Origin of the sequence: Aminobacter sp. NyZ550 (assembly GCF_025628925.2) — a bacterium.
GTDB classification, from domain to species: Bacteria; Pseudomonadota; Alphaproteobacteria; order Rhizobiales; family Rhizobiaceae; genus Aminobacter; species Aminobacter ciceronei.
The window spans coordinates 4190157-4208495 of record NZ_CP114190.1; the positions used below are offsets into that span (position 1 = coordinate 4190157).

Sequence of the window (18339 nt, forward strand, 5' to 3'; positions counted from 1 at the left end):
ACAGGAAGCTCGGGGGTTAGCGAGGGGTAACAGGATGGTTGAGGCGTGAAACGGCCCGATTACATGGCATTGGCCTTCGACGAGGCCGAAGCGGCAGCGGCGCGCGGCGAAGTGCCGATCGGCGCGGTCATCGTCCAGGGCAACGAAATCGTCGCCCGGGCCGGCAACCGCACCCGTGAACTCAACGATGCCACGGCACATGCCGAGATACTGGCGATCCGCCAGGCCTGCGTGCGGCTCGGCCAGGAGCGCCTGACCGGGCTCGACCTCTATGTGACGCTCGAACCCTGCACCATGTGCGCCGCGGCCATATCGTTTGCCCGCCTGCGCCGGCTCTATTTCGGCGCCGCCGACGACAAAGGTGGCGCTGTGGTCAGCGGCGTGAGGTTCTACGCCTCCCCCACCTGCCATCACGCACCCGACGTCTATGCCGGCATCGGCGAAACCCGCGCCGCCGAGATGCTCAAGAGCTTCTTCAAGGACAGGCGCGAGGACTAGAGCGTTTCCGCTTTTCTTTGAATCGCGGAATCTCTCCAGCATTTTTGTTGTTGCGCAATTCCCAGGGAAAACCGCTGCACACTTTTCCTGGAATTGCTCCTCTTTTTGTTTTGCGCAATTCCCAGGGAAAACCGCTGCACACTTTTCCTAGAATTGCTGCAGGCAGCCCCGCAAAAACGAAAACGCCCTGAACCAGTCAGGGCGCCCGGTCAGTCTGCAATTGTGGCCAGGATCAGAACGGCCACCAGCTCGTGCTCTTCTTGGCGAGCTTCTTCTTGCGGCGTTCCTTCTTGATCTCGTCTTCGCCGAGCTCATCCTGGGCGGCGGTGGCGGCTGCCTGGCGGTAAGCCAGCGGCGGCTCGCTCAGATATTTGCGGGAAGTGGTGCTGCCCTGCTTGTTCTCGCGCAGGCGGCGTTCGATCTCGGCCTTGCGCTGCGCCGGCGTCCACTTGCTCATGTCGGGGCCGTTCAGCGCAGACATGTCGTTGACGACTTCCGGCTCGAAATTCGGGTTGTCGCGATTCTTGGTGGCGTTGTCGCGGATGCGGGCGCGGCGCGCCTCGGGCGATTCGGGCCAGTCGGCGCTTGCCGTGGTGACGATGTTGTCCTGCGGCGCCGGCAGGGCGGCGACCTGGCCGGTCTTCGGCTTCACCAGCTCCGGACGCGGCTTGTAGTCGATGGTGTTGGTCTTCGGCTTCAACGACATGATGTTGGTCAGGTCGGTCGCGAGCTGGGTCGTCGCCGACTTGTCGGTGCCGTAGGTGGGCGCGCTCATGCAGCCCGTAAGCGCCAGGCCGGAAACGGCGAGCGACGCAAGCAAAGCTCCGCGCGCGCTGATGCGGTCCGTCATGCCAGTAATTTTCACTCGAACGCCTCTCGCTAGATGCCGGCCTTGAGCCGGGTCCCGGTCCGTATGCTCATCCGACGGAATTCCGGCGACAATTTGTCTGCCGGAGTTTCGCGCTTTTACCTTAATGGGCCGTCAAGGGCAACGACCGGCCGGAGATGTCTACCGGTCGTTGCATTTCAGCATCTGTTAGAACCGGCCCATCTCAGAGCCGGCCCATGCCAGAGCCGGCCCATGCCAGCCGGTCGGGTGTCAGAGCCGGCCGAGCGCCTTGAGTTCGTGCAGGGCCGCGGCGTCGCGCGCGGAGACGTCGGCAAAGGCGGCGTCGGAACCGACGTCGCCGGTGTAGCGCCAGGAACGCGCGCATTTGACCAGCCCACGGTCCTCCGCCTTCTCGACGACGACGGCAACGCCGGGAACTTCGCGCAGGACAAAGGCATCGGCCGGCGCCGCATCATGGGAGATGACGAGATCGCTGGTGATGCTGATCTCGGCCAGGTCGATGCCCGACAGCGCGTCTTCCAGCACCGCGTCGCTCATATGGACGACAGGAACCGCCTCCAGCGACGAGCCGATGGTCTTCTTGGCCCGCTCGAGCTCGAGCGCGCCCGTAACCACGCTGCGCACCTGGCGAACCTTGCGCCACTTCTCGGCCAGCGCCTCGTCGCGCCAGGCAGCCGGCACGTCGGGGAACTGTTCGAGATGCACCGACTCGGCGCCCGGGTTGCGTTCGAGCCAGGCCTCTTCGGTGGTGAAGGGCAGCATCGGCGCGAGCCACTTGACGACGCAGTTGAACAGCACGCGCACGACATGGACGGCCGCCTTGCGGCGGATGCTCGACGGCGCATCGCAGTAGAGCACGTCCTTGCGGATGTCGAAGTAGAAGGCCGACAGCTCGACGACCATGAAGTCGATCAACGCACGGGTGATACGCTTGAACTCGAAATCGTCATACCCCTTGCGCACCAGCGCATCGAGCTCCGACAGCCGGTGCAGCATCAGCCGCTCCAGCTCCGGCATCTCGGCCAGCGCCACCTCCTCGCCGTCGTCATGAGCGAGCGTGCCAAGCATCCAGCGGATGGTGTTGCGCAGCTTGCGATAGGCGTCGATGTTGGTCTGCAGCACGTTCTTGCCGAGGCGCTGGTCTTCCCAATAGTCCGTCGTCATCACCCACAGGCGCAAAATGTCGGCGCCCGACTGCTTCATGACGTCCTGAGGCACGACGGTGTTGCCGAGCGACTTCGACATCTTGCGGCCTTCCTCGTCCATGGTGAAACCATGGGTGACGACCGTATTGTAAGGCGCGCGGCCGCGCGTGCCGCAGCTTTCGAGCAGCGACGAGTGGAACCAGCCGCGATGCTGGTCCGAGCCTTCGAGATAGACGTCGGCCGGCCATTTCAGGTCGGGGCGATCCTCCAGCGTGAAGACATGGGTCGAGCCCGAGTCGAACCAGACGTCGAGGATGTCCATCACCTGGGTCCACGCCTCGTTGGCGCGGGAGCCCAGGAAGCGCTCGCGCGCGCCCTCGGCGAACCAGGCGTCGGCGCCCTCGTCCTCGAAGGCCGCGACGATGCGGGCATTGACCGCCTCGTCCTTCAGCACATTGCCGTCGGCGTCGGCAAAGATGGCGATCGGCACGCCCCAGGCGCGCTGGCGCGACAGCACCCAGTCGGGGCGGTCCTCGATCATGGCGCGCAGGCGGTTCTGGCCGGCGGCGGGCACGAAACGCGTGTCGTCGATCGCCTGAAGCGCGCGGCTGCGCAAGGTCGTGCCGTCGCCGAGCTCCTTGTCCATATAGACGAACCACTGCGGCGTGTTGCGGAAGATGATCGGCTTCTTCGAACGCCAGCTGTGCGGATAGCTGTGCTTGAGCCGGCCGCGCGCAAACAGCGCCGCGTGCCTGATCAGCTCGTCGATGACCGCCTTGTTGGCGTCGCCCTTCTTGCCGTTGTCGTCGATGACGCGCGCCGCACCACCTTCGCGGCCAGGACCGAAGCCCGGCGCGTCCTTGGTGAAGAAGCCGCCATCGTCGACGGTAAACGGGATCGCCGGGTCGATGCCGCGCGCGTGCAGATCCTTCGCCGCATCCATCCAGGCGTCAAAGTCCTCGCGGCCATGGCCGGGTGCCGTGTGGACGAAGCCGGTGCCGGCATCGTCGGTGACATGGTCGCCGGCAATCATCGGCACGCCGAACAGATAGCCGCCGCCGAAGCCCTTGAGCGGATGCGAAAGCACAGCCTTTCCAAGCTCTTCGCCGGAAACGCTGGCGATCTGATTCAACGTCACCTTGGCCTTGGCCGCGGCCTCGTCGGCAAGGGCTGCGGCAAAGATCAGCTTTTCGCCCGGCTGCGGGCCGAAATCGTTTTCGGCAGCGGTGACCTCATAGAGGCCGTAGGCGATGCGCGGCGAATAGCTGACGGCGCGGTTGCCGGGGATGGTCCAGGGCGTCGTCGTCCAGATGACGACATGGGCGCCGGCCAGGGCTTCGGAGCCGGAAGCGACCGGGAACTTCACCCAGATCGTGTCGCTCTCGTAATCCTGGTATTCGACCTCGGCCTCGGCGAGCGCGGTGCGCTCGACGACCGACCACATCACCGGCTTCGAGCCGCGATAGAGCTGGCCCGACATGGCGAACTTCAACAGCTCGCCGGCGATGCGCGCCTCGGCGTGGAAATTCATCGTCGTGTACGGGTTCTTGAAGTCGCCGATGACGCCGAGACGCTGGAACTCCTCGGCCTGGATGCCGATCCAGCCGGCGGCGAATTCACGGCATTCCTTGCGGAATTCGTTGATCTCGACCTCGTCCTTGTTCTTGCCGGCGGCGCGGTATTTTTCCTCGATCTTCCACTCGATCGGCAGGCCGTGGCAGTCCCAGCCCGGCACGTAGTTGGAATCGTAGCCGCGCATCTGGAACGAGCGGGTGATGACGTCCTTGAGGATCTTGTTCAGCGCATGGCCGATATGGATGTTGCCGTTGGCATAGGGCGGGCCGTCATGCAGGACGTATTTCTCGCGGCCGGCGGCACTTTCGCGCAGGCGCTTGTAGAGGTCCATCTTCTGCCAGCGCGCAACCGTCACCGGCTCCTTCTCGGGCAGGCCGGCGCGCATCGGGAACTCCGTCTGCGGCAGGTAAAGCGTCTTGGAATAGTCGAGCTTTTCGAACGTGTCGGTCATTTGTCTTGCCATCTTGCCCGGCAAAGCTGCCACGGGCGTTCAACTGTCATGATCTGGAAAAGGCGCCGGTAGCGCGCAGGCAAAAAGTCCCGGACTTGCGGACAGCCTCAGGCCACCCGGAAGGCCGGGCCTGTAATTCGTATCGACGTCGCAAAGACGGGCGCGAAAAATCTCATGGCCGCGCTTTTAGCGGAGCCGGAGCGCGGAATAAAGCGCCTAATTCGCCTGATATCAAAGGTTGAAGTCGAAGCGGTAGCTGGTCGACACGCCGATCGTCAGCTGGTCGCGCGAGCCGCGCTCCCTGACGATGGTCGAATCGGCCGCCGGCCCCATCAGGCGCGAATACTCGGTAAACAGGCTGGCGGTGACATTGTCGGTCGCCTTCCAGGTGACCGCGCCGCCGAGACCCGCCGAGCGCATGCCGCTGCCGGGATTGTACTGGCTGATGCCGGAAGCGGCGGCTTCCTGGGCGCTGACGCCGTAATAGGTGTCGAAATAATCGTTGGAGGCAAAGGACACACGCGGGCCACCCGAGACCCGGATTTCGGGGGTGACGTCGTGGAACGCATCGACGGCGATGTCGGCGACGATGCCGCTATGGGCGCGAATGCCATGCCGGACCTCGGCGCGGGCGCGCATCCAGTCGGTCGGGTAGAATTCGAAGAAGCCGCCGACCTCACCGCCCCAGCGCACGTCGTGCAGGCCCTGCAGCTCGTGCTCGGCGTCGCGGCCGAAGATGATCTTGCCGTTCAGGCCGGCGCGGACGCCGCCATCGTCGATCAGCGCCAGGGAGATGTTGTCGTTGCGCGAGGAAAAGCGCACCTCACTGCCGGCCTTCCCCAGCGAAATGATCGGCTGGGCGCTGAACAGATATTTCTTGGAGCCCTCGAAACGGGGCGCGACTATGCCGGTGGCGCCGAGCGTCAGGTACCAGTCGCCGGAGAGAAAGCCGAATGCGCCCTCGCCGGCGGTTGCCGGAACCGTCACCAAGGCAAGCGCGGAGGCTGCCGCCAAAATACGAGCGAAACTAGGCATCACAACCCCGCGTACACGAAACACACCCAACAGGACACCCCCCGGGTTTGGCCCAACTCGGTAAAATTTGATTTAATTTCTAGCCCTGGCACAACATTGGCCCACGCCCCGACGAAACCGGAATGCCGAAACCGGAATGCTGGACGGATACAACCGCCGGTACTAGCGTTGGCGGTGTGGCCGGAGGTCACGCAACTGAAGCAGGCAACTTTTCAGGAGAAGGGACCGATGGCAATTTCCGATCAAATGCCGCAAGGCGACATCGCCGCGTTGCGCTCCAAATGGGGCTGGTTCGTGCTTTTGGGCGCAGCACTCACCGTTCTCGGGATCATCGCGGCCGGCAACCTGTATATCGCGACGGTGACCTCGGTCTACCTCGTGGGCTGGCTGATGATCCTCGCCGGCGTCTTCGAGATCGTCCATGCCTTTGGCGTCAAGAGCTGGGGCGGCCTGCTGCTGTGGCTGCTCGGCGGCGTGCTCTACATCGTCGCCGGCTTCCTCACCTTCAACAATCCGCTGTTGGCATCCTCGATCCTGACGCTGTTCCTGGCGGCCAGCCTCGTCGCCTCGGGCCTGATGCGCATCTGGATGGGCATCAAGGGCAGAGGCCTGCTCGCCAGCTGGGGCTGGATCGTCGCCGCAGGTGTCGTGACATTGCTCGCAGGCATCGTCATCGCCATCGGCTGGCCGGTGAACAGCCTGATCGTGCTGGGCGCCTTCCTGGCGATCGACCTGATCTTCCAGGGCATCGGCTACATCGCCTTCGGCTTCGGCCTGAAAAGCGCCAACGCCTAGCGCTTTCGCATTTCTAGAACGCGATGGCCTGGTCCAGTTCGGAGAGGGGGCGCACGCCCTGGAGCAGCGCCCTCGCCTCGGCCTCGTCCTGTTTCATCTGGACGACGAGGGCGTCGAGGCCTTCGAACTTGACCTCGCCCCTGAGGTAGCCGAACAGCGACACCGAGGCGATCTCGCCATAGAGGTCACCGGCAAAGTCGAAGACGAAGGTTTCGAGCAGCGGCGCCAGATTGTCGCCCACCGTCGGACGGCGGCCGAAGCTGGCGACGCCGTCAAACAGCGTTCCGTCGGCGCGACGGAAACGCACGGCATAGATGCCTTCCTTGAGACCGCTCTCCGAAGACAGCCGCATATTGGCGGTCGGAAAGCCCAGGGTGCGGCCCAGTTGCGCCCCACCGACGACCTCTGCTTCGACCGTGTAGCGATAGCCGAGCAATCCGGCCGCTTCCGCCGCCTCGCCCCTGGACAGGAGTTCGCGGATCCGGCTCGACGAGATGATCTCGGTGCCTTCGTCGCGGAAGGCGTCGACAAGGGTCACGCCGAAGCCGTGCCGCTCGCCCGCCGCCATCAGGAAAGCCGGTCCGCCCTGCCGGTTCTTGCCGAAATGGAAATCGAAGCCGGTGACGACGTGGCTGATGCCGAGGCGCTGCTCCAGGATGGAGGTGACGAAATCCTCGGCCGACAGGCCGGCAAATTCGCGCGTGAACGGCGTTTCGACGACACCGGCAAAGCCGAGCGCCTCGATCAGCCGCGCCTTGACCGGCGGCGGCGTCAGCACGAACAGCGGCACGTCGGGCCGGAACACTTTGCGCGGATGCGGTTCGAAGGTCAGCACCAGTGCCGCCACGCCGCGCCGCTGCGCCTCTTCGAGGGCGCGCTCGAGCACCGCCTGGTGGCCGCGATGGATGCCGTCGAAATTGCCGATGGCAACGACGCTACCGCGCAACCGCTCCGGCACCGGCTCTTCCCCCGAAATGCGAAGAAAGCTCTGTGTCATCTTGGCGCTTACCGCAGCTTCGGAATGGTCGCCACCGGCGAATAGCCATGCTTGTCGAGGAACGCCGCGAGCATGTCAGGATCGGGCGCATGCGCCTCGCCATAGTCGCGGGCATGGATGCCGCCCGAGACGTAGAGCACGTCGATGCCGTTGTCGGCGGCACCCTTGACGTCGGTGAACATGCCGTCGCCGATCGCCAGCGCATCAGCCAGCTTGACCTCGCGGCCGAGCACTTCGCCCGCCGCCGCCAGTGCCGCCTCATAGATCGGCCGGTGCGGCTTGCCCGACACCAGCGTGCGGCCGCCGAGCTGGCCGTAGTCACGCGCCAGCGCGCCGGCGCACCAGATCAGCTCGTGGCCGCGCTCGACGACAATGTCGGGATTGGCGCAGATGAACGGCAGGTTGCGCGCGCGCAGGCGGCGCAGCATCTCGGCATAGTCGTCGGGCGTTTCGGTCTCGTCGTCGAAAAGCCCGGTGCAGACCACGACGGAGGCCTCGAACTCCTCGACAAGATCGACATCGATACCGTCATAGATCGGAAAATCGCGGTCGGGGCCGATGTGGAAGACCCGGCGCGGCCCCGAGCGGATCAATTCGCGGGTGACGTCGCCGGAGGTTACGACACGGTCCCAGGCGCTTTCGGGCACGCCAAGATTGGCGAGCTGGGCGATGACACCGGCGCGCGGACGCGGCGCATTGGTGATCAGCACGACAGCCACGCCCTTGTCGCGTGCCGCCTTGAGTGCTGCCGCAGCTTCGGGGAAGGCGTCGACACCGTTGTGGATGACGCCCCAGACGTCGCAGAGCAGAGCCTGATAGCGGCCGGTGAGCGCTTCGAGCGACGCGATTGATTGCGGCAAGCCTGCCATTTCCTGTCCTTCGATCGATCCCAACGGGAGACTTTGGCTGAACGGCCAAGTAGCCCGGAATTATCCGAACCGGTCCGTCCTGTCACCAGCTTTTGCCCCTGATGCAGCTATGCCAGCGGCGTCGACGACGTCCCGGCCACGACGGACCGGCGTCCGCTTGGTAAACGGGACGCTAATCCGGAGCTGCGACTTCTCGATAGATTAGGAACCTCAAATTTAACGATTGTGTGCGATTTTGTCGGGGTTGAGCTCGGGGACCCCCATCCATGATCCGCAAATTCTTGCGCGACCGGCGCGGTAGCTATGCAATCCTCACAGTCGCAGCAATGGTACCGATCATGGGGGCTCTGGCTCTCGCGATCGACTATTCGGAAATGTCGCGTCAGCGCGAGATCACACGCAACGCCCTTGACGCCGCCGGCATCGCCACGGCCAGGCGCCTCATCGAAGGCGCCACCGACGACCAGCTCAAGACCTATGCGAGCGACTTCTTCAAGGCCAATCTCGGTCCGGTGAACCCGGCGAACACCACACTCGTGGTCACGCTGCCGAGCAACAATTCGGGCGGCGGCACGCTGAAGCTCGAAGCCAATCTCAAATACGATCCCTATTTCGTGCCTGCCGCGGCAGCCCTGCTCGGCAAGGGCAGCGGGTCGAACCGGATGGATTTTGCCGTCAAGTCGGAGATACGCCTCAAGAACACGCTCGAGGTCGCGCTCGTCCTCGATAATTCGGGGTCGATGAGCTATCTCGGCTCCGGTACCGGCCAGAAGCGCATCGACCTGCTCAAGGCAGCCTCCAAGCAGCTGGTCGACAAGATGGCCGAACAGGCCGCCGCGATGAAGCAGATCGACAAGCCGGTGCAGTTCGCACTGGTGCCCTTCGCCGCCTCGGTCAACATCGCGCCCGACAATGACGACCAGTCGTGGATGGACACGAACGGGCTTTCGCCTGTCCATCACGAGAACTTCGACTGGTCGAAGATGACGCAAGCCAACATGACGAGCGCCGACATCGCCCAGATCGGCGAGAAGTTCGCCGAATATTCGGGCGGCATGTGGCGCAAGAAGGGGGCCGGCTGGGGAGCAGAGGCAGGCGAACCGCTCACCCGCTTCAGCCTGTATCAAGACATCATCGCGCAGACGGACCGGGAGGCTCTACCAAACACCGTCAGGCGGGTTTGCAAGCGCTACAGCAGCGGCAGGTGTCGCGAGTATACCAACGAACCAGAATACGAATACACGGTTACCCAATATACGAGCTGGCAAGGCTGCGTCGAAGCACGGCCGGCGCCCTACAACACCAATGACGCGGCAGCAACATCGACACATCCGGAAACGCTGTTCGTCCCGATGTTTGCGCCCGATGAGCCGAGGCATCTGTGGACCGACCTGAATGATGACGGCATTCCCGATCTGAACACCGACAACTGGAGCTACGACAACGACTGGTGGGCGGACTGGGAAAACACCACCACCAAGCCGAGACAGGCGGACATGCGCAAGTATTTCCGCGTCAAGCCTTATGACGCGGCAGCCGCCCCTGACGGCAATGGTCCGAACTATTCCTGCACCACCAATCCGATCACCCCGCTGACCGACATCAGCGTGACCGGCGGAAAAGACGATATCAAGAAGGCCATCGACGACATGGAGCCGTCGGGCAACACCAACGTGCCGGAAGGCACCGCCTGGGGCTGGCGGGTCGTCTCGAGCCCTGCGCCGTTCACCGGCGGCAGGTCTGAATCGGAAAAGGGCAACGACAAGGTCATCATCGTCTTGACCGACGGCGCCAACACCTACAGCTCGTTCGGCGATTCGAGCTATGCCAACAACCGCTCGACCTATGCCGCCTATGGTTATGCCGGCAAGGGCTACAACGGCACCAGCACCTCGCGCATCTTCATGGGCACCAGTTCGTCGGTGAGCAAGTCGACCTACACCAGCGACAACTTCCAGGCGGCGATGGACGAGACGATGCAGACGGTCTGCTCCAACGCCAAGGGTCCCAATGCCCGCAAGATCGACGGCCAGGGCAATGACGCCGTCGTCGTCATGACCGTGTCGCTCGACCTCAGCGAAAGCAAGACCGCCGAGAAGAAGGCCATCGACGCGATGAAGTCCTGCGCCTCCTATTCGCGCACGACCATCGGCAAGAAGCTCTACTGGAATGCCACCGGCGCCAATCTGATGCAGGTGTTCAAGGAGATCGCCGACGAACTGTCGAACCTGCGCATCGTCGGCTAGCCGCCGATACGGACATGAAAAGGCGCCGTCCTCGCGGGCGGCGCCTTTTCTTGTCGGTCCATATGCGCTGCCGGCGCAGCTCAGTCCATATGCGCTGCCGGCGCAGCTCAGTCCATATGCGCTGCCGGCGCAGCGCTGGCCGCCGCCTGCACCTTCGGCTTGCGCAGCAGAAGCGCCAGCGGAATGGCGCAGAGCGAGACGATCATCATCAGCTTGAAGTCGTCGATGTAGGAGATCATCAGCGCCTGGATGTTGACCAGGCCGTCGACCTGCGACAGCGCCGTCGGGTTGCCTGATACCGCCCCCGGCGACAGTGCCATCAGGTTCGGGTTGAACGGCGTGATGTTGGCCGACAGCTCGGCGTGGTTGATCTGGACATTGCGCGTCAGAAGCACCGAGACGATCGAAATGCCGATCGACGAGCCGATGTTGCGGACCAGGCTGAACAGGCTCGCGGCATCGGTACGGTATTGCGGCGAAAGCGTCGCGAAGGCCACCGTCGACAGCGGCACGAAGACGAGGCCGAGGCCCAGGCCCTGCACGACGCCGGTCGAAACGATCAGGAACGCATCCATCTGCGGTGTGAAGCCGGTCATGTAATAGAGCGACAGTGCGGTCAGAAGCAGGCCTGCGACGACCAGGTAGCGGTTGTCGACCATGCGCACCAGGCGTCCGACCAAAAGCATCGAGATCATCGTGCCGACGCCGCGCGGCGCCATGACCAGGCCGGTGGTGATGGTCGGGTAGCCATAGATGCGGGCCAGCATCGGCGGCAGCAATGCCAGGCTCGCCAGCAGGATCACGCCGATGACGAAGATGAACACCAGGCCGGTGACGAAGTTGCGGTCGGTGAAGATCCTGGGGTCGAGGAACGTATTCTTCGACATCGCCATATGAACGGCAAAGACCCAGAAACCTGTGATCGCCAGGCCGAGCTCGATCCAGATCTCGACGGCCGAGAACCAGTCGACCTCACCGCCGCGGTCGAGCATCAGCTGCAGCGCGCCGACGCCGAGCGACAGCATGGCAAAGCCGAAGAAGTCGAAGCCGCGCAGGCGCTTGCCGATGGCCGGCAGATAGGCGGCCGAGCCGAGGAAGGCGACGATGCCGACCGGCAGGTTGATGAAGAACACCCAGCGCCAGTTGAAGCTCTCGGTCAGCCAGCCGCCGAGCGTCGGGCCGATGATCGGGCCGACCATGATGCCGGCGCCCCACAGCGCCATGGCCTGGCCGTGGCGCTCCTTGGGATTGATGTCGAGCAGGAAGGTCTGGCTCAACGGCACGATGGCCGCGCCGAACACGCCCTGGAGGACGCGGAACAGCACCATCGTCTCCAGGCTCCAGGCGACGCCGCAGAGCATCGACATGATGGTGAAGCCGACGACCGAGACGAGGAACAGCTCCTTGCGGCCGAAACGGTCCGACATCCAGCCGGTCAGCGGCGTCATGATGGCGGCGGCGACGATGTAGGAGGTCAGCACCCAGTTGATGGTGTCCTGGGACGCGCCGAGATCGCCGACCATCGAGGGCAGCGCGACATTGGCAATGGTGGTGTCGAGCACCTGCATTACCGTCGCCAGCATGATGGCAACGGTGATCAGGCCGCGATGCGGCACGTCGGTGAGGGATTTTGCTGCTGACTGGCTCATTCGACCAACCCTTGGGACCTGATGGTCGTCAAGCGGCGACCAGAAGCCGGAGTTCCGGCCGCATCAACGCGACCGGATCCACTTCGAAAATTCACTTAGACATTGAGGTGACGGCGCCTATTCAGCCGCCACCGCGTGACCGAAAATGCTGCCGAAGCCGCGCGACACGCCGGTGTCGATCGACACGGTGGCGCTCATGCCGGTGCGCATGGCGAGACCGGCGTCAGTGGCGTCGACCTTGATCCTGACCGGAATGCGCTGCGTGACCTTGACCCAGTTGCCGGTGGCGTTCTGGGCCGGCAGCAGCGAGAACTCGGCGCCGGTGCCGGCGCCGATCGCCTCGACGGTGCCGCGGAAGGTGCGGTCCGGATAGGTGTCGAGCACGATCTCGGCTTCCTGGCCCGCCTTCATGTGGGTCAGCTGCGTTTCCTTGAAATTCGCCTCGATCCAGGTGTCGCCCGTCTCGACGAGGCTGAACAAGGCGGTGCCGGTGCCGACGAACTGGCCGACCTTGAAGGACGCGGCCTGCGAGACCACGCCGTCGGCGGGGGCGCGGACCGTCGTCTGGGCCAGGTTGAAGGCGGCCTTGTCGCGTGCGGCAAGCGCCGACAGAACCGTCGGGTGCTTGTCGGTCTCGATGTCGGGATTGCCGCCAAGCGCCGCCTTGGCGCTGGCGATGCCCTGCACCGCCGCACTGTGCTGCTCCTCAGCCTTGTCGAGGTCCATGCGGGCCTCGTCGAGCGACGACTTGGTGTTGACGCCCTTGGTGACCAGGCCGTTGCTGCGGTCGAACTGCGCCCGGGCATAGTCGAGGCCGCTGGCCGCGACCCGCTCCTGGGCCACCGCCTGGCTGTAGGCGGCGCGCAACTGCTCGACATTGAGCCGGGCTGCGGCAAGGGATGCGTCCGACTGCGCCAGCGCGATCTTGTAGGGCTCGGGATCGACTTCGAACAGGACGTCGCCTGCCTTGACCGTGGTGTTGTCCGACACGTCGACCTTGACGATGCGGCCGGCCGCTTCCGAGGCGATGTTGACCTTGGCCTGGCGCAGATTGGCGTTTTCGGTTTCCTGGTAGCGGCCGCCGGTGACCCAGAAATAGCCGCCGCCGACCACCAGGGCGAGCGGCAAGGCCGCCATCAACAGAACGCGGCCGCGCTTCTTCGGCGCAGGCTGAGGTGCCGCGATCACGGGCTGGAGCTGGGTTGCGGCCGCACCATCCAGTTCGACCTTTGTGCTGTTCTCGTTCACTTTCGCCACCGCGTTCATGTCTTCGTCTCTCTCAAACAATTCGCATCCGTGGGCTCGCCAGCGGAAAGGTTGTCGATAATGGTGCGCAGGCCATGGACCGTGGCGAGGCGCTGTTCGTCGGAAAGGCCCGCCAGCGCCTTCTCGTAGACTTCGCCGGCCACCGCCTTGACCTTGGAAAAGGCCTCCAGCGCCTTGTCGGTCGGAAAGATCATCCGCACCCGTCTGTCGCTGGCGCCCTGGCGGCGCTCGATCCAGCCGCCCTCCTCCATCCGGTCCAGCAGTCGCGAGACGCTGATCGGCTCGATTTCAAGGAGCTCGGCAAGCCGCGCCTGGGCCACGCCCTCTTCCTTGACCAGCCGGACCAGCAGGCGCCATTGCGCCGCCGACAGCCCGAATTCGCTGCCGCGCTGCTCGAAACTGCGCCGCACCAGCCTTGCCGCGTCGTGGATCAGGAAACCCAGCCTGTCGATGCCTTCGTTTTTCATGAGCCGCATATATTATAAGCATGCTTATCATTCAAGCGGCGTTTTTGCATTGCACACTTGCATTCACGTCCGGGCATCCACGTCCCGGCCTTCACATCATCGTGTGCCGGCGCGGCGATTAGGCGGCTGTTAATCATGCGGGCTCATCGTCTAGGACAATTCCAGGAAAAGTGTGCAGCGGTTTTCCGTCCGGAATTGCGCAAAAACAAATAGCTAGAGAGATTCCGCGATTCGAAGAAAAGCGGAAACTCTCTAGGACAACGCCACGACAAACAGGATCGATCGCATGCCCGACCGGTCGCCCAACCGGCGTCATATCCTCAAGGCCGTTGTTGCCCTTGGCGCGCTGACCCCGCTGCCGCTCTGGGCCAATCCGATGCCGAGCGTCGAAGACGTCGCCTTCGACCCCGATATCCCGGTGCTCGGCAATCCCGACGGCGACGTCACGGTGGTCGAGTTCACCGACTATCAGTGTCCCTATTGCAAGCTGAGCTTCCTGCAATTGTCCGAGGTGATGAAGGAAGACACGGGCATTCGCCTGGTGCTGCGCGACTGGCCGATCTTCGGCGAGGTCTCGCGCAATGCCGCCCTGCTCACCCTGGCCGCAAACAGCCAGGGCCGTTATGCCGATGCCGTGCAGACATTGATGACCGCCCGCGAACGACTGACATTCCGCAGCACCGCCAATCTGCTTGGCGAGGCCGGCGTCGATGTCGAGCGCGCCCGCGGCGATCTCCAGGCCAGGCAGGACGTGCTTGTCGGCGTGCTCGCCCGCAACGAGGCCCAGGCCACCGCTTTCCAGCTCCAGGGCACACCCGGCTTCCTGATCGGCAAGGCGCTCTACAAGCGCGGCATGACCTCGGACGACTTCCGCAAGGCCATCGCCCAGGCGCGCGGCTGACACCCCTAAAAACTCGCTGTCGCGAAGCTGTCATTCCCTTGACAGCCGAGGGGTGGCGGACTATCTCAGCGGCACGTTAGCACTCGCCTGAAGTGAGTGCTAACCAAGTCCGGTTCAGCCGGACCGAGGGTTCTCAACAGTTCACCGAGGAAGTTCAAATGGCAAAGTCGAAGTTCCGCCCGCTTCATGACCGCGTGGTCGTTCGCCGGGTCGAATCCGAATCCAAGACCGCCGGCGGGATCATCATCCCCGATACGGCCAAGGAAAAGCCGCAGGAAGGCGAAATCGTCGCCGTCGGCTCTGGCGCTCGCGATGAAGCCGGCAAGCTCGTCCCGCTGGACGTCAAGGCTGGTGACCGCGTGCTGTTCGGCAAGTGGTCGGGCACCGAAGTGAAGCTCAATGGCGAAGACCTTCTGATCATGAAGGAATCCGACATCATGGGCATCATCGGCTGATCGCCTGATATCCGCACCATCCAATCTGAAATTCGGGCCGTAAAGGCCCATCGAGGAGCTTAAAATGGCTGCTAAAGACGTAAAGTTCTCCCGTGACGCCCGCGAGCGCATGCTGCGCGGTGTCAACATCCTCGCCGACGCAGTGAAGGTGACGCTCGGTCCGAAGGGCCGCAACGTCGTCATCGACAAGTCGTTCGGCGCCCCGCGCATCACCAAGGACGGCGTCACCGTCGCCAAGGAAATCGAGCTTGAAGACAAGTTCGAGAACATGGGCGCCCAGATGGTCCGCGAAGTTGCTTCGAAGACCAACGACATCGCCGGCGACGGCACCACGACCGCGACCGTTCTGGCCCAGGCCATCGTTCAGGAAGGCCACAAGGCCGTTGCCGCCGGCATGAACCCGATGGACCTGAAGCGCGGCATCGACCTCGCTGTCGGCGAAGTCGTCACCCACCTCGTCAAGTCGTCGAAGAAGATCAAGACTTCGGAAGAAGTCGCACAGGTCGGCACCATCTCGGCAAACGGCGAGAAGGAAATCGGCTCGATGATCGCGGAAGCGATGCAGAAGGTCGGCAACGAAGGCGTCATCACGGTTGAAGAAGCCAAGACCGCCGAGACCGAGCTGGAAGTCGTCGAAGGCATGCAGTTCGACCGCGGCTACCTCAGCCCCTATTTCGTCACCAACCCCGACAAGATGGTTGCTGATCTCGAAGACGCTTACATCCTCCTCCACGAGAAGAAGCTGTCGAACCTCCAGGCCATGCTGCCGGTCCTCGAAGCCGTCGTGCAGACCTCGAAGCCGCTGCTCATCATCTCGGAAGACGTCGAAGGCGAGGCTCTGGCCACGCTCGTCGTCAACAAGCTGCGTGGCGGCCTGAAGATCGCTGCCGTCAAGGCTCCGGGCTTCGGCGATCGCCGCAAGGCCATGCTGGAAGACATCGCCATCCTGACCGGTGGCCAGGTCATCTCGGAAGACCTCGGCATCAAGCTCGAGAACGTCGGCCTCAACATGCTCGGCCGCGCCAAGAAGGTGTCGATCTCCAAGGAGAACACCACCATCGTCGACGGCGCCGGCAAGAAGGCCGAGATCCAGGGCCGTGTCGCCCAGATCAAGCAGCAGATCGAAGAGACCACGTCGGACTACGACAAGGAGAAGCTGCAGGAACGTCTCGCCAAGCTGGCAGGCGGCGTTGCCGTCATCCGCGTCGGCGGTGCGACCGAGATCGAGGTCAAGGAGCGCAAGGACCGCGTCGACGACGCGCTGAACGCAACCCGCGCCGCTGTCGAAGAAGGCATCGTTCCCGGCGGTGGCGTTGCCCTGCTGCGTTCGTCGCTCGCCATCAAGGCTGTCGGCGAGAACTCCGACCAGGCTGCCGGCATCAACATCGTCCGTCGCGCTCTGCAGGCTCCGGCCCGCCAGATCGCCTCGAACGCAGGTGCCGAAGCTTCGATCGTTGCCGGCAAGATCCTCGAGAACAAGACGGCTACCTTCGGCTACAACGCCCAGACCGGCGAATATGGCGACATGATCGCTTTCGGCATCGTCGACCCGGTCAAGGTCGTTCGTACGGCCCTGCAGGACGCAGCTTCGGTTGCTGGCCTGCTCGTCACCACCGAAGCCATGATCGCTGAAGCCCCGAAGAAGGACTCGGCCGGCGGCATGCCGGGCGGTATGCCCGGCGGCGGCATGGGCGGCATGGGTGGCATGGACTTCTAATCCAGCTACCAGCCTTAGTTACGGAAAGGGCGCCCTCGGGCGCCCTTTTTGTTTTTGAACATTCGTCCGCCAAGGTATTGGCCTGAGTGACGCGATCCCTAACCCGCGCGCAGGATCGAAACCCCGCTGCCGGCAAAAGCGGCGACGCGCTCATCGGCCACGCCGCCCTCGACAACGAGGGTCGAAATCTCGCCGATGCCGCCGATGCGGAACGGCGAGACGGCACCGAGCTTGTCGCTTGTCGCCAGCACTGCCGTCTCGGCCGACGCTGTCATCAGCTGCCTTTTGATCGCCGCCTCTTCCATGTCGCCCGTCGTCAGCCCCTCGCCGGCATGAACGCCGGTGACGCCAAGGAAGAAAAGATCGGCGCGGATGCGCGCGATCGCTTCGGCCGCCAGCGCGCCTGTCGCCACCATCGAGTGACGGAAAAGTTTGCCGCCGATGATGACGACGTCGACATCAGGCCTGTCCTCCAGCGCCACGGCAATCGTCGGGCTGTGGGTGATGGCGGTGAATCGGGCCTGCGCCGGAAGGTGGCGGATGATCTCCAGATTGGAGGTGCCGCCGTCGAAGACGACCGTCATGCCGTCCCGGATCATCGCGGCACCGGCCTTGCCGAGCGCCGACTTGGCGTCCCGGGAGAGGCTGCGCCGCTCGGCGATCGGCACCACCGTCGGCGACACCGGCATCGCCCCGCCATGAACGCGCAATAGCAGGCCTTCCGCCGCAAGCTCCCTGAGGTCGCGCCGGATGGTGTCTTCCGACAAAGCGAGTTCGTGGCTGAGCTGCTTGGCGACGACCTGCCCGTCCTGGGCGAGGCGATCGAGGATCAGACGTTTGCGTTGGCTGGTGAGCACTTCGAACGGCTCCGTCAATTCAATGATGCCACACGATATTGCACGATGATGCATGAAGCGATATTTATTTCGTGCAGATTCGTGCAATATCTGGAGATATCATGAACACCCCTGGAAAACCGCTGCTCATCCTGATCGCCGGCCCCTATCGCTCCGGCACGGGCGACGACCCGGTCAAGATGGCGGAGAATCTGAGCCGCCTCGAACGCGTCGCTGTTCCGCTGTTTCGCGCCGGCCACATCCCTGTCATCGGCGAATGGGTGGCGCTGCCGCTCGGGCGGCAGGTCGGCTCGAAAGGCGCCGGCGACCCGCTCTATGACGAGTTCGCCTATCCGGTCGCCGACCGGCTGCTGCATCATTGCGACGCCGTGCTGCGGCTGCCCGGCACTTCCAAGGGCGCCGACGAGGACGTGCGGCTCGCCCGCGAGCGCGGACTTCCGGTCTATTTCGAGCTGTCCGACGTGCCCGGCATGGCCTGAGGCAACCGCGCCGCGCCAGGCGCCCGTCCTGTCGGGGCGCGCCCGCCGCCGAGATTGACAGCCGCTGTCTGCGGGCCTAGTCAGCGC

Annotated in this window: 16 protein-coding genes; 7 read left to right on the forward strand and 9 right to left on the reverse strand. The window is 64.0% G+C overall.

Features of this window, described 5'->3' with window-relative positions; all coding sequences use genetic code 11:
- The first annotated feature begins 45 nt into the window (after positions 1–45).
- On the forward strand, positions 46–498 hold the full coding sequence (locus N7E70_RS20750; RefSeq protein WP_182573670.1) for a nucleoside deaminase: 453 nt from the start codon (positions 46–48) through the stop codon (positions 496–498).
- A gap of 232 nt (positions 499–730) precedes the next feature.
- Here N7E70_RS20750 and N7E70_RS20755 read toward each other — a convergent pair whose 3' ends face one another.
- The 3 genes from N7E70_RS20755 to N7E70_RS20765 all read right to left on the reverse strand — a co-directional run bounded on the left by N7E70_RS20755 (position 731) and on the right by N7E70_RS20765 (position 5554).
- Positions 731–1348, reverse strand: a complete 618-nt coding sequence (locus tag N7E70_RS20755) for a hypothetical protein (protein WP_263007482.1) — start codon at positions 1346–1348, stop codon at positions 731–733.
- A gap of 249 nt (positions 1349–1597) precedes the next feature.
- A complete protein-coding gene (ileS, locus tag N7E70_RS20760) occupies positions 1598–4519 on the reverse strand; it encodes an isoleucine--tRNA ligase (RefSeq protein ID WP_263007483.1) in 2922 nt (973 codons plus the stop codon).
- 231 nt (positions 4520–4750) lie between these two features.
- Positions 4751–5554, reverse strand: a complete 804-nt coding sequence (locus N7E70_RS20765) for a MipA/OmpV family protein (RefSeq protein ID WP_263007484.1) — start codon at positions 5552–5554, stop codon at positions 4751–4753.
- A gap of 228 nt (positions 5555–5782) precedes the next feature.
- Here N7E70_RS20765 and N7E70_RS20770 point away from each other — a divergent pair, with 228 nt between their 5' ends.
- Positions 5783–6349, forward strand: a complete 567-nt coding sequence (locus tag N7E70_RS20770; RefSeq protein ID WP_246340597.1) for an HdeD family acid-resistance protein — start codon at positions 5783–5785, stop codon at positions 6347–6349.
- A 13-nt stretch (positions 6350–6362) separates the two neighbouring features.
- Here N7E70_RS20770 and N7E70_RS20775 read toward each other — a convergent pair whose 3' ends face one another.
- Together N7E70_RS20775 and N7E70_RS20780 are read right to left on the reverse strand one after the other, a co-directional pair.
- A complete protein-coding gene (locus N7E70_RS20775; RefSeq protein ID WP_263007485.1) occupies positions 6363–7346 on the reverse strand; it encodes a bifunctional riboflavin kinase/FAD synthetase in 984 nt (327 codons plus the stop codon).
- Positions 7347–7354: 8 nt separating this feature from the next.
- A complete protein-coding gene (locus N7E70_RS20780; RefSeq protein ID WP_263007486.1) occupies positions 7355–8215 on the reverse strand; it encodes a TIGR01459 family HAD-type hydrolase in 861 nt (286 codons plus the stop codon).
- Positions 8216–8481: 266 nt separating this feature from the next.
- On the opposite strand from N7E70_RS20780, the gene N7E70_RS20785 reads away from it, so the two are divergent.
- A complete protein-coding gene (locus N7E70_RS20785) occupies positions 8482–10461 on the forward strand; it encodes a pilus assembly protein (protein ID WP_263007487.1) in 1980 nt (659 codons plus the stop codon).
- 107 nt (positions 10462–10568) lie between these two features.
- On the opposite strand, the gene N7E70_RS20790 is transcribed toward N7E70_RS20785, so the two are convergent.
- From N7E70_RS20790 to N7E70_RS20800, 3 genes are all read right to left on the reverse strand, one after another.
- The gene (locus tag N7E70_RS20790; protein ID WP_263007488.1) at positions 10569–12110 is read right to left on the reverse strand and encodes a DHA2 family efflux MFS transporter permease subunit; all 1542 of its coding nucleotides are present in this window, start codon (positions 12108–12110) and stop codon (positions 10569–10571) included.
- A 117-nt stretch (positions 12111–12227) separates the two neighbouring features.
- The gene (locus N7E70_RS20795; RefSeq protein ID WP_154385516.1) at positions 12228–13376 is read right to left on the reverse strand and encodes an HlyD family secretion protein; all 1149 of its coding nucleotides are present in this window, start codon (positions 13374–13376) and stop codon (positions 12228–12230) included.
- Positions 13373–13843 carry a MarR family winged helix-turn-helix transcriptional regulator gene (locus N7E70_RS20800; RefSeq protein WP_154385466.1) on the reverse strand — a complete coding sequence of 157 codons (471 nt, stop codon included), beginning with the start codon at positions 13841–13843 and terminating at the stop codon, positions 13373–13375. Before N7E70_RS20800 ends, N7E70_RS20795 begins: the two co-directional genes overlap by 4 nt.
- A gap of 286 nt (positions 13844–14129) precedes the next feature.
- On the opposite strand from N7E70_RS20800, the gene N7E70_RS20805 reads away from it, so the two are divergent.
- The 3 genes from N7E70_RS20805 (at position 14130) to groL (ending at position 16916) form a co-directional block, all read left to right on the forward strand.
- Positions 14130–14744: a DsbA family protein gene (locus tag N7E70_RS20805; protein ID WP_154385467.1), complete on the forward strand. Its 615-nt coding sequence runs from the start codon at positions 14130–14132 to the stop codon at positions 14742–14744.
- Between the two features lie 158 nt (positions 14745–14902).
- The gene (gene groES / locus N7E70_RS20810) at positions 14903–15199 is read left to right on the forward strand and encodes a co-chaperone GroES (RefSeq protein ID WP_018427182.1); all 297 of its coding nucleotides are present in this window, start codon (positions 14903–14905) and stop codon (positions 15197–15199) included.
- 64 nt (positions 15200–15263) lie between these two features.
- Positions 15264–16916 carry a chaperonin GroEL gene (groL, locus tag N7E70_RS20815; RefSeq protein WP_154385468.1) on the forward strand — a complete coding sequence of 551 codons (1653 nt, stop codon included), beginning with the start codon at positions 15264–15266 and terminating at the stop codon, positions 16914–16916.
- A gap of 98 nt (positions 16917–17014) precedes the next feature.
- Here groL and N7E70_RS20820 read toward each other — a convergent pair whose 3' ends face one another.
- Positions 17015–17773 (reverse strand): DeoR/GlpR family DNA-binding transcription regulator, encoded by a 759-nt coding sequence (locus tag N7E70_RS20820; RefSeq protein WP_263007489.1) that lies wholly within the window; start codon positions 17771–17773, stop codon positions 17015–17017.
- 122 nt (positions 17774–17895) lie between these two features.
- Here N7E70_RS20820 and N7E70_RS20825 point away from each other — a divergent pair, with 122 nt between their 5' ends.
- Positions 17896–18252 carry a DUF4406 domain-containing protein gene (locus tag N7E70_RS20825; protein ID WP_263007500.1) on the forward strand — a complete coding sequence of 119 codons (357 nt, stop codon included), beginning with the start codon at positions 17896–17898 and terminating at the stop codon, positions 18250–18252.
- Positions 18253–18339: the final 87 nt, after the last annotated feature.

Excerpts from the sequence above, each read along its gene's own strand:
- N7E70_RS20790 (WP_263007488.1), bottom strand. The coding sequence starts at position 12,110 with ATGAGCCAGTCAGCAGCAAAATCCCTCACCGACGTGCCGCATCGCGGC.
- N7E70_RS20800 (WP_154385466.1), bottom strand. The coding sequence starts at position 13,843 with ATGAAAAACGAAGGCATCGACAGGCTGGGTTTCCTGATCCACGACGCG.
- N7E70_RS20770 (WP_246340597.1), top strand. The coding sequence starts at position 5,783 with ATGGCAATTTCCGATCAAATGCCGCAAGGCGACATCGCCGCGTTGCGC.
- N7E70_RS20785 (WP_263007487.1), top strand. The coding sequence starts at position 8,482 with ATGATCCGCAAATTCTTGCGCGACCGGCGCGGTAGCTATGCAATCCTC.
- N7E70_RS20780 (WP_263007486.1), bottom strand. The coding sequence starts at position 8,215 with ATGGCAGGCTTGCCGCAATCAATCGCGTCGCTCGAAGCGCTCACCGGC.
- N7E70_RS20765 (WP_263007484.1), bottom strand. The coding sequence starts at position 5,554 with ATGCCTAGTTTCGCTCGTATTTTGGCGGCAGCCTCCGCGCTTGCCTTG.
- N7E70_RS20805 (WP_154385467.1), top strand. The coding sequence starts at position 14,130 with ATGCCCGACCGGTCGCCCAACCGGCGTCATATCCTCAAGGCCGTTGTT.
- N7E70_RS20775 (WP_263007485.1), bottom strand. The coding sequence starts at position 7,346 with ATGACACAGAGCTTTCTTCGCATTTCGGGGGAAGAGCCGGTGCCGGAG.
- N7E70_RS20755 (WP_263007482.1), bottom strand. The coding sequence starts at position 1,348 with ATGACGGACCGCATCAGCGCGCGCGGAGCTTTGCTTGCGTCGCTCGCC.
- groES (WP_018427182.1), top strand. The coding sequence starts at position 14,903 with ATGGCAAAGTCGAAGTTCCGCCCGCTTCATGACCGCGTGGTCGTTCGC.
- groL (WP_154385468.1), top strand. The coding sequence starts at position 15,264 with ATGGCTGCTAAAGACGTAAAGTTCTCCCGTGACGCCCGCGAGCGCATG.
- N7E70_RS20795 (WP_154385516.1), bottom strand. The coding sequence starts at position 13,376 with ATGAACGCGGTGGCGAAAGTGAACGAGAACAGCACAAAGGTCGAACTG.
- ileS (WP_263007483.1), bottom strand. The coding sequence starts at position 4,519 with ATGACCGACACGTTCGAAAAGCTCGACTATTCCAAGACGCTTTACCTG.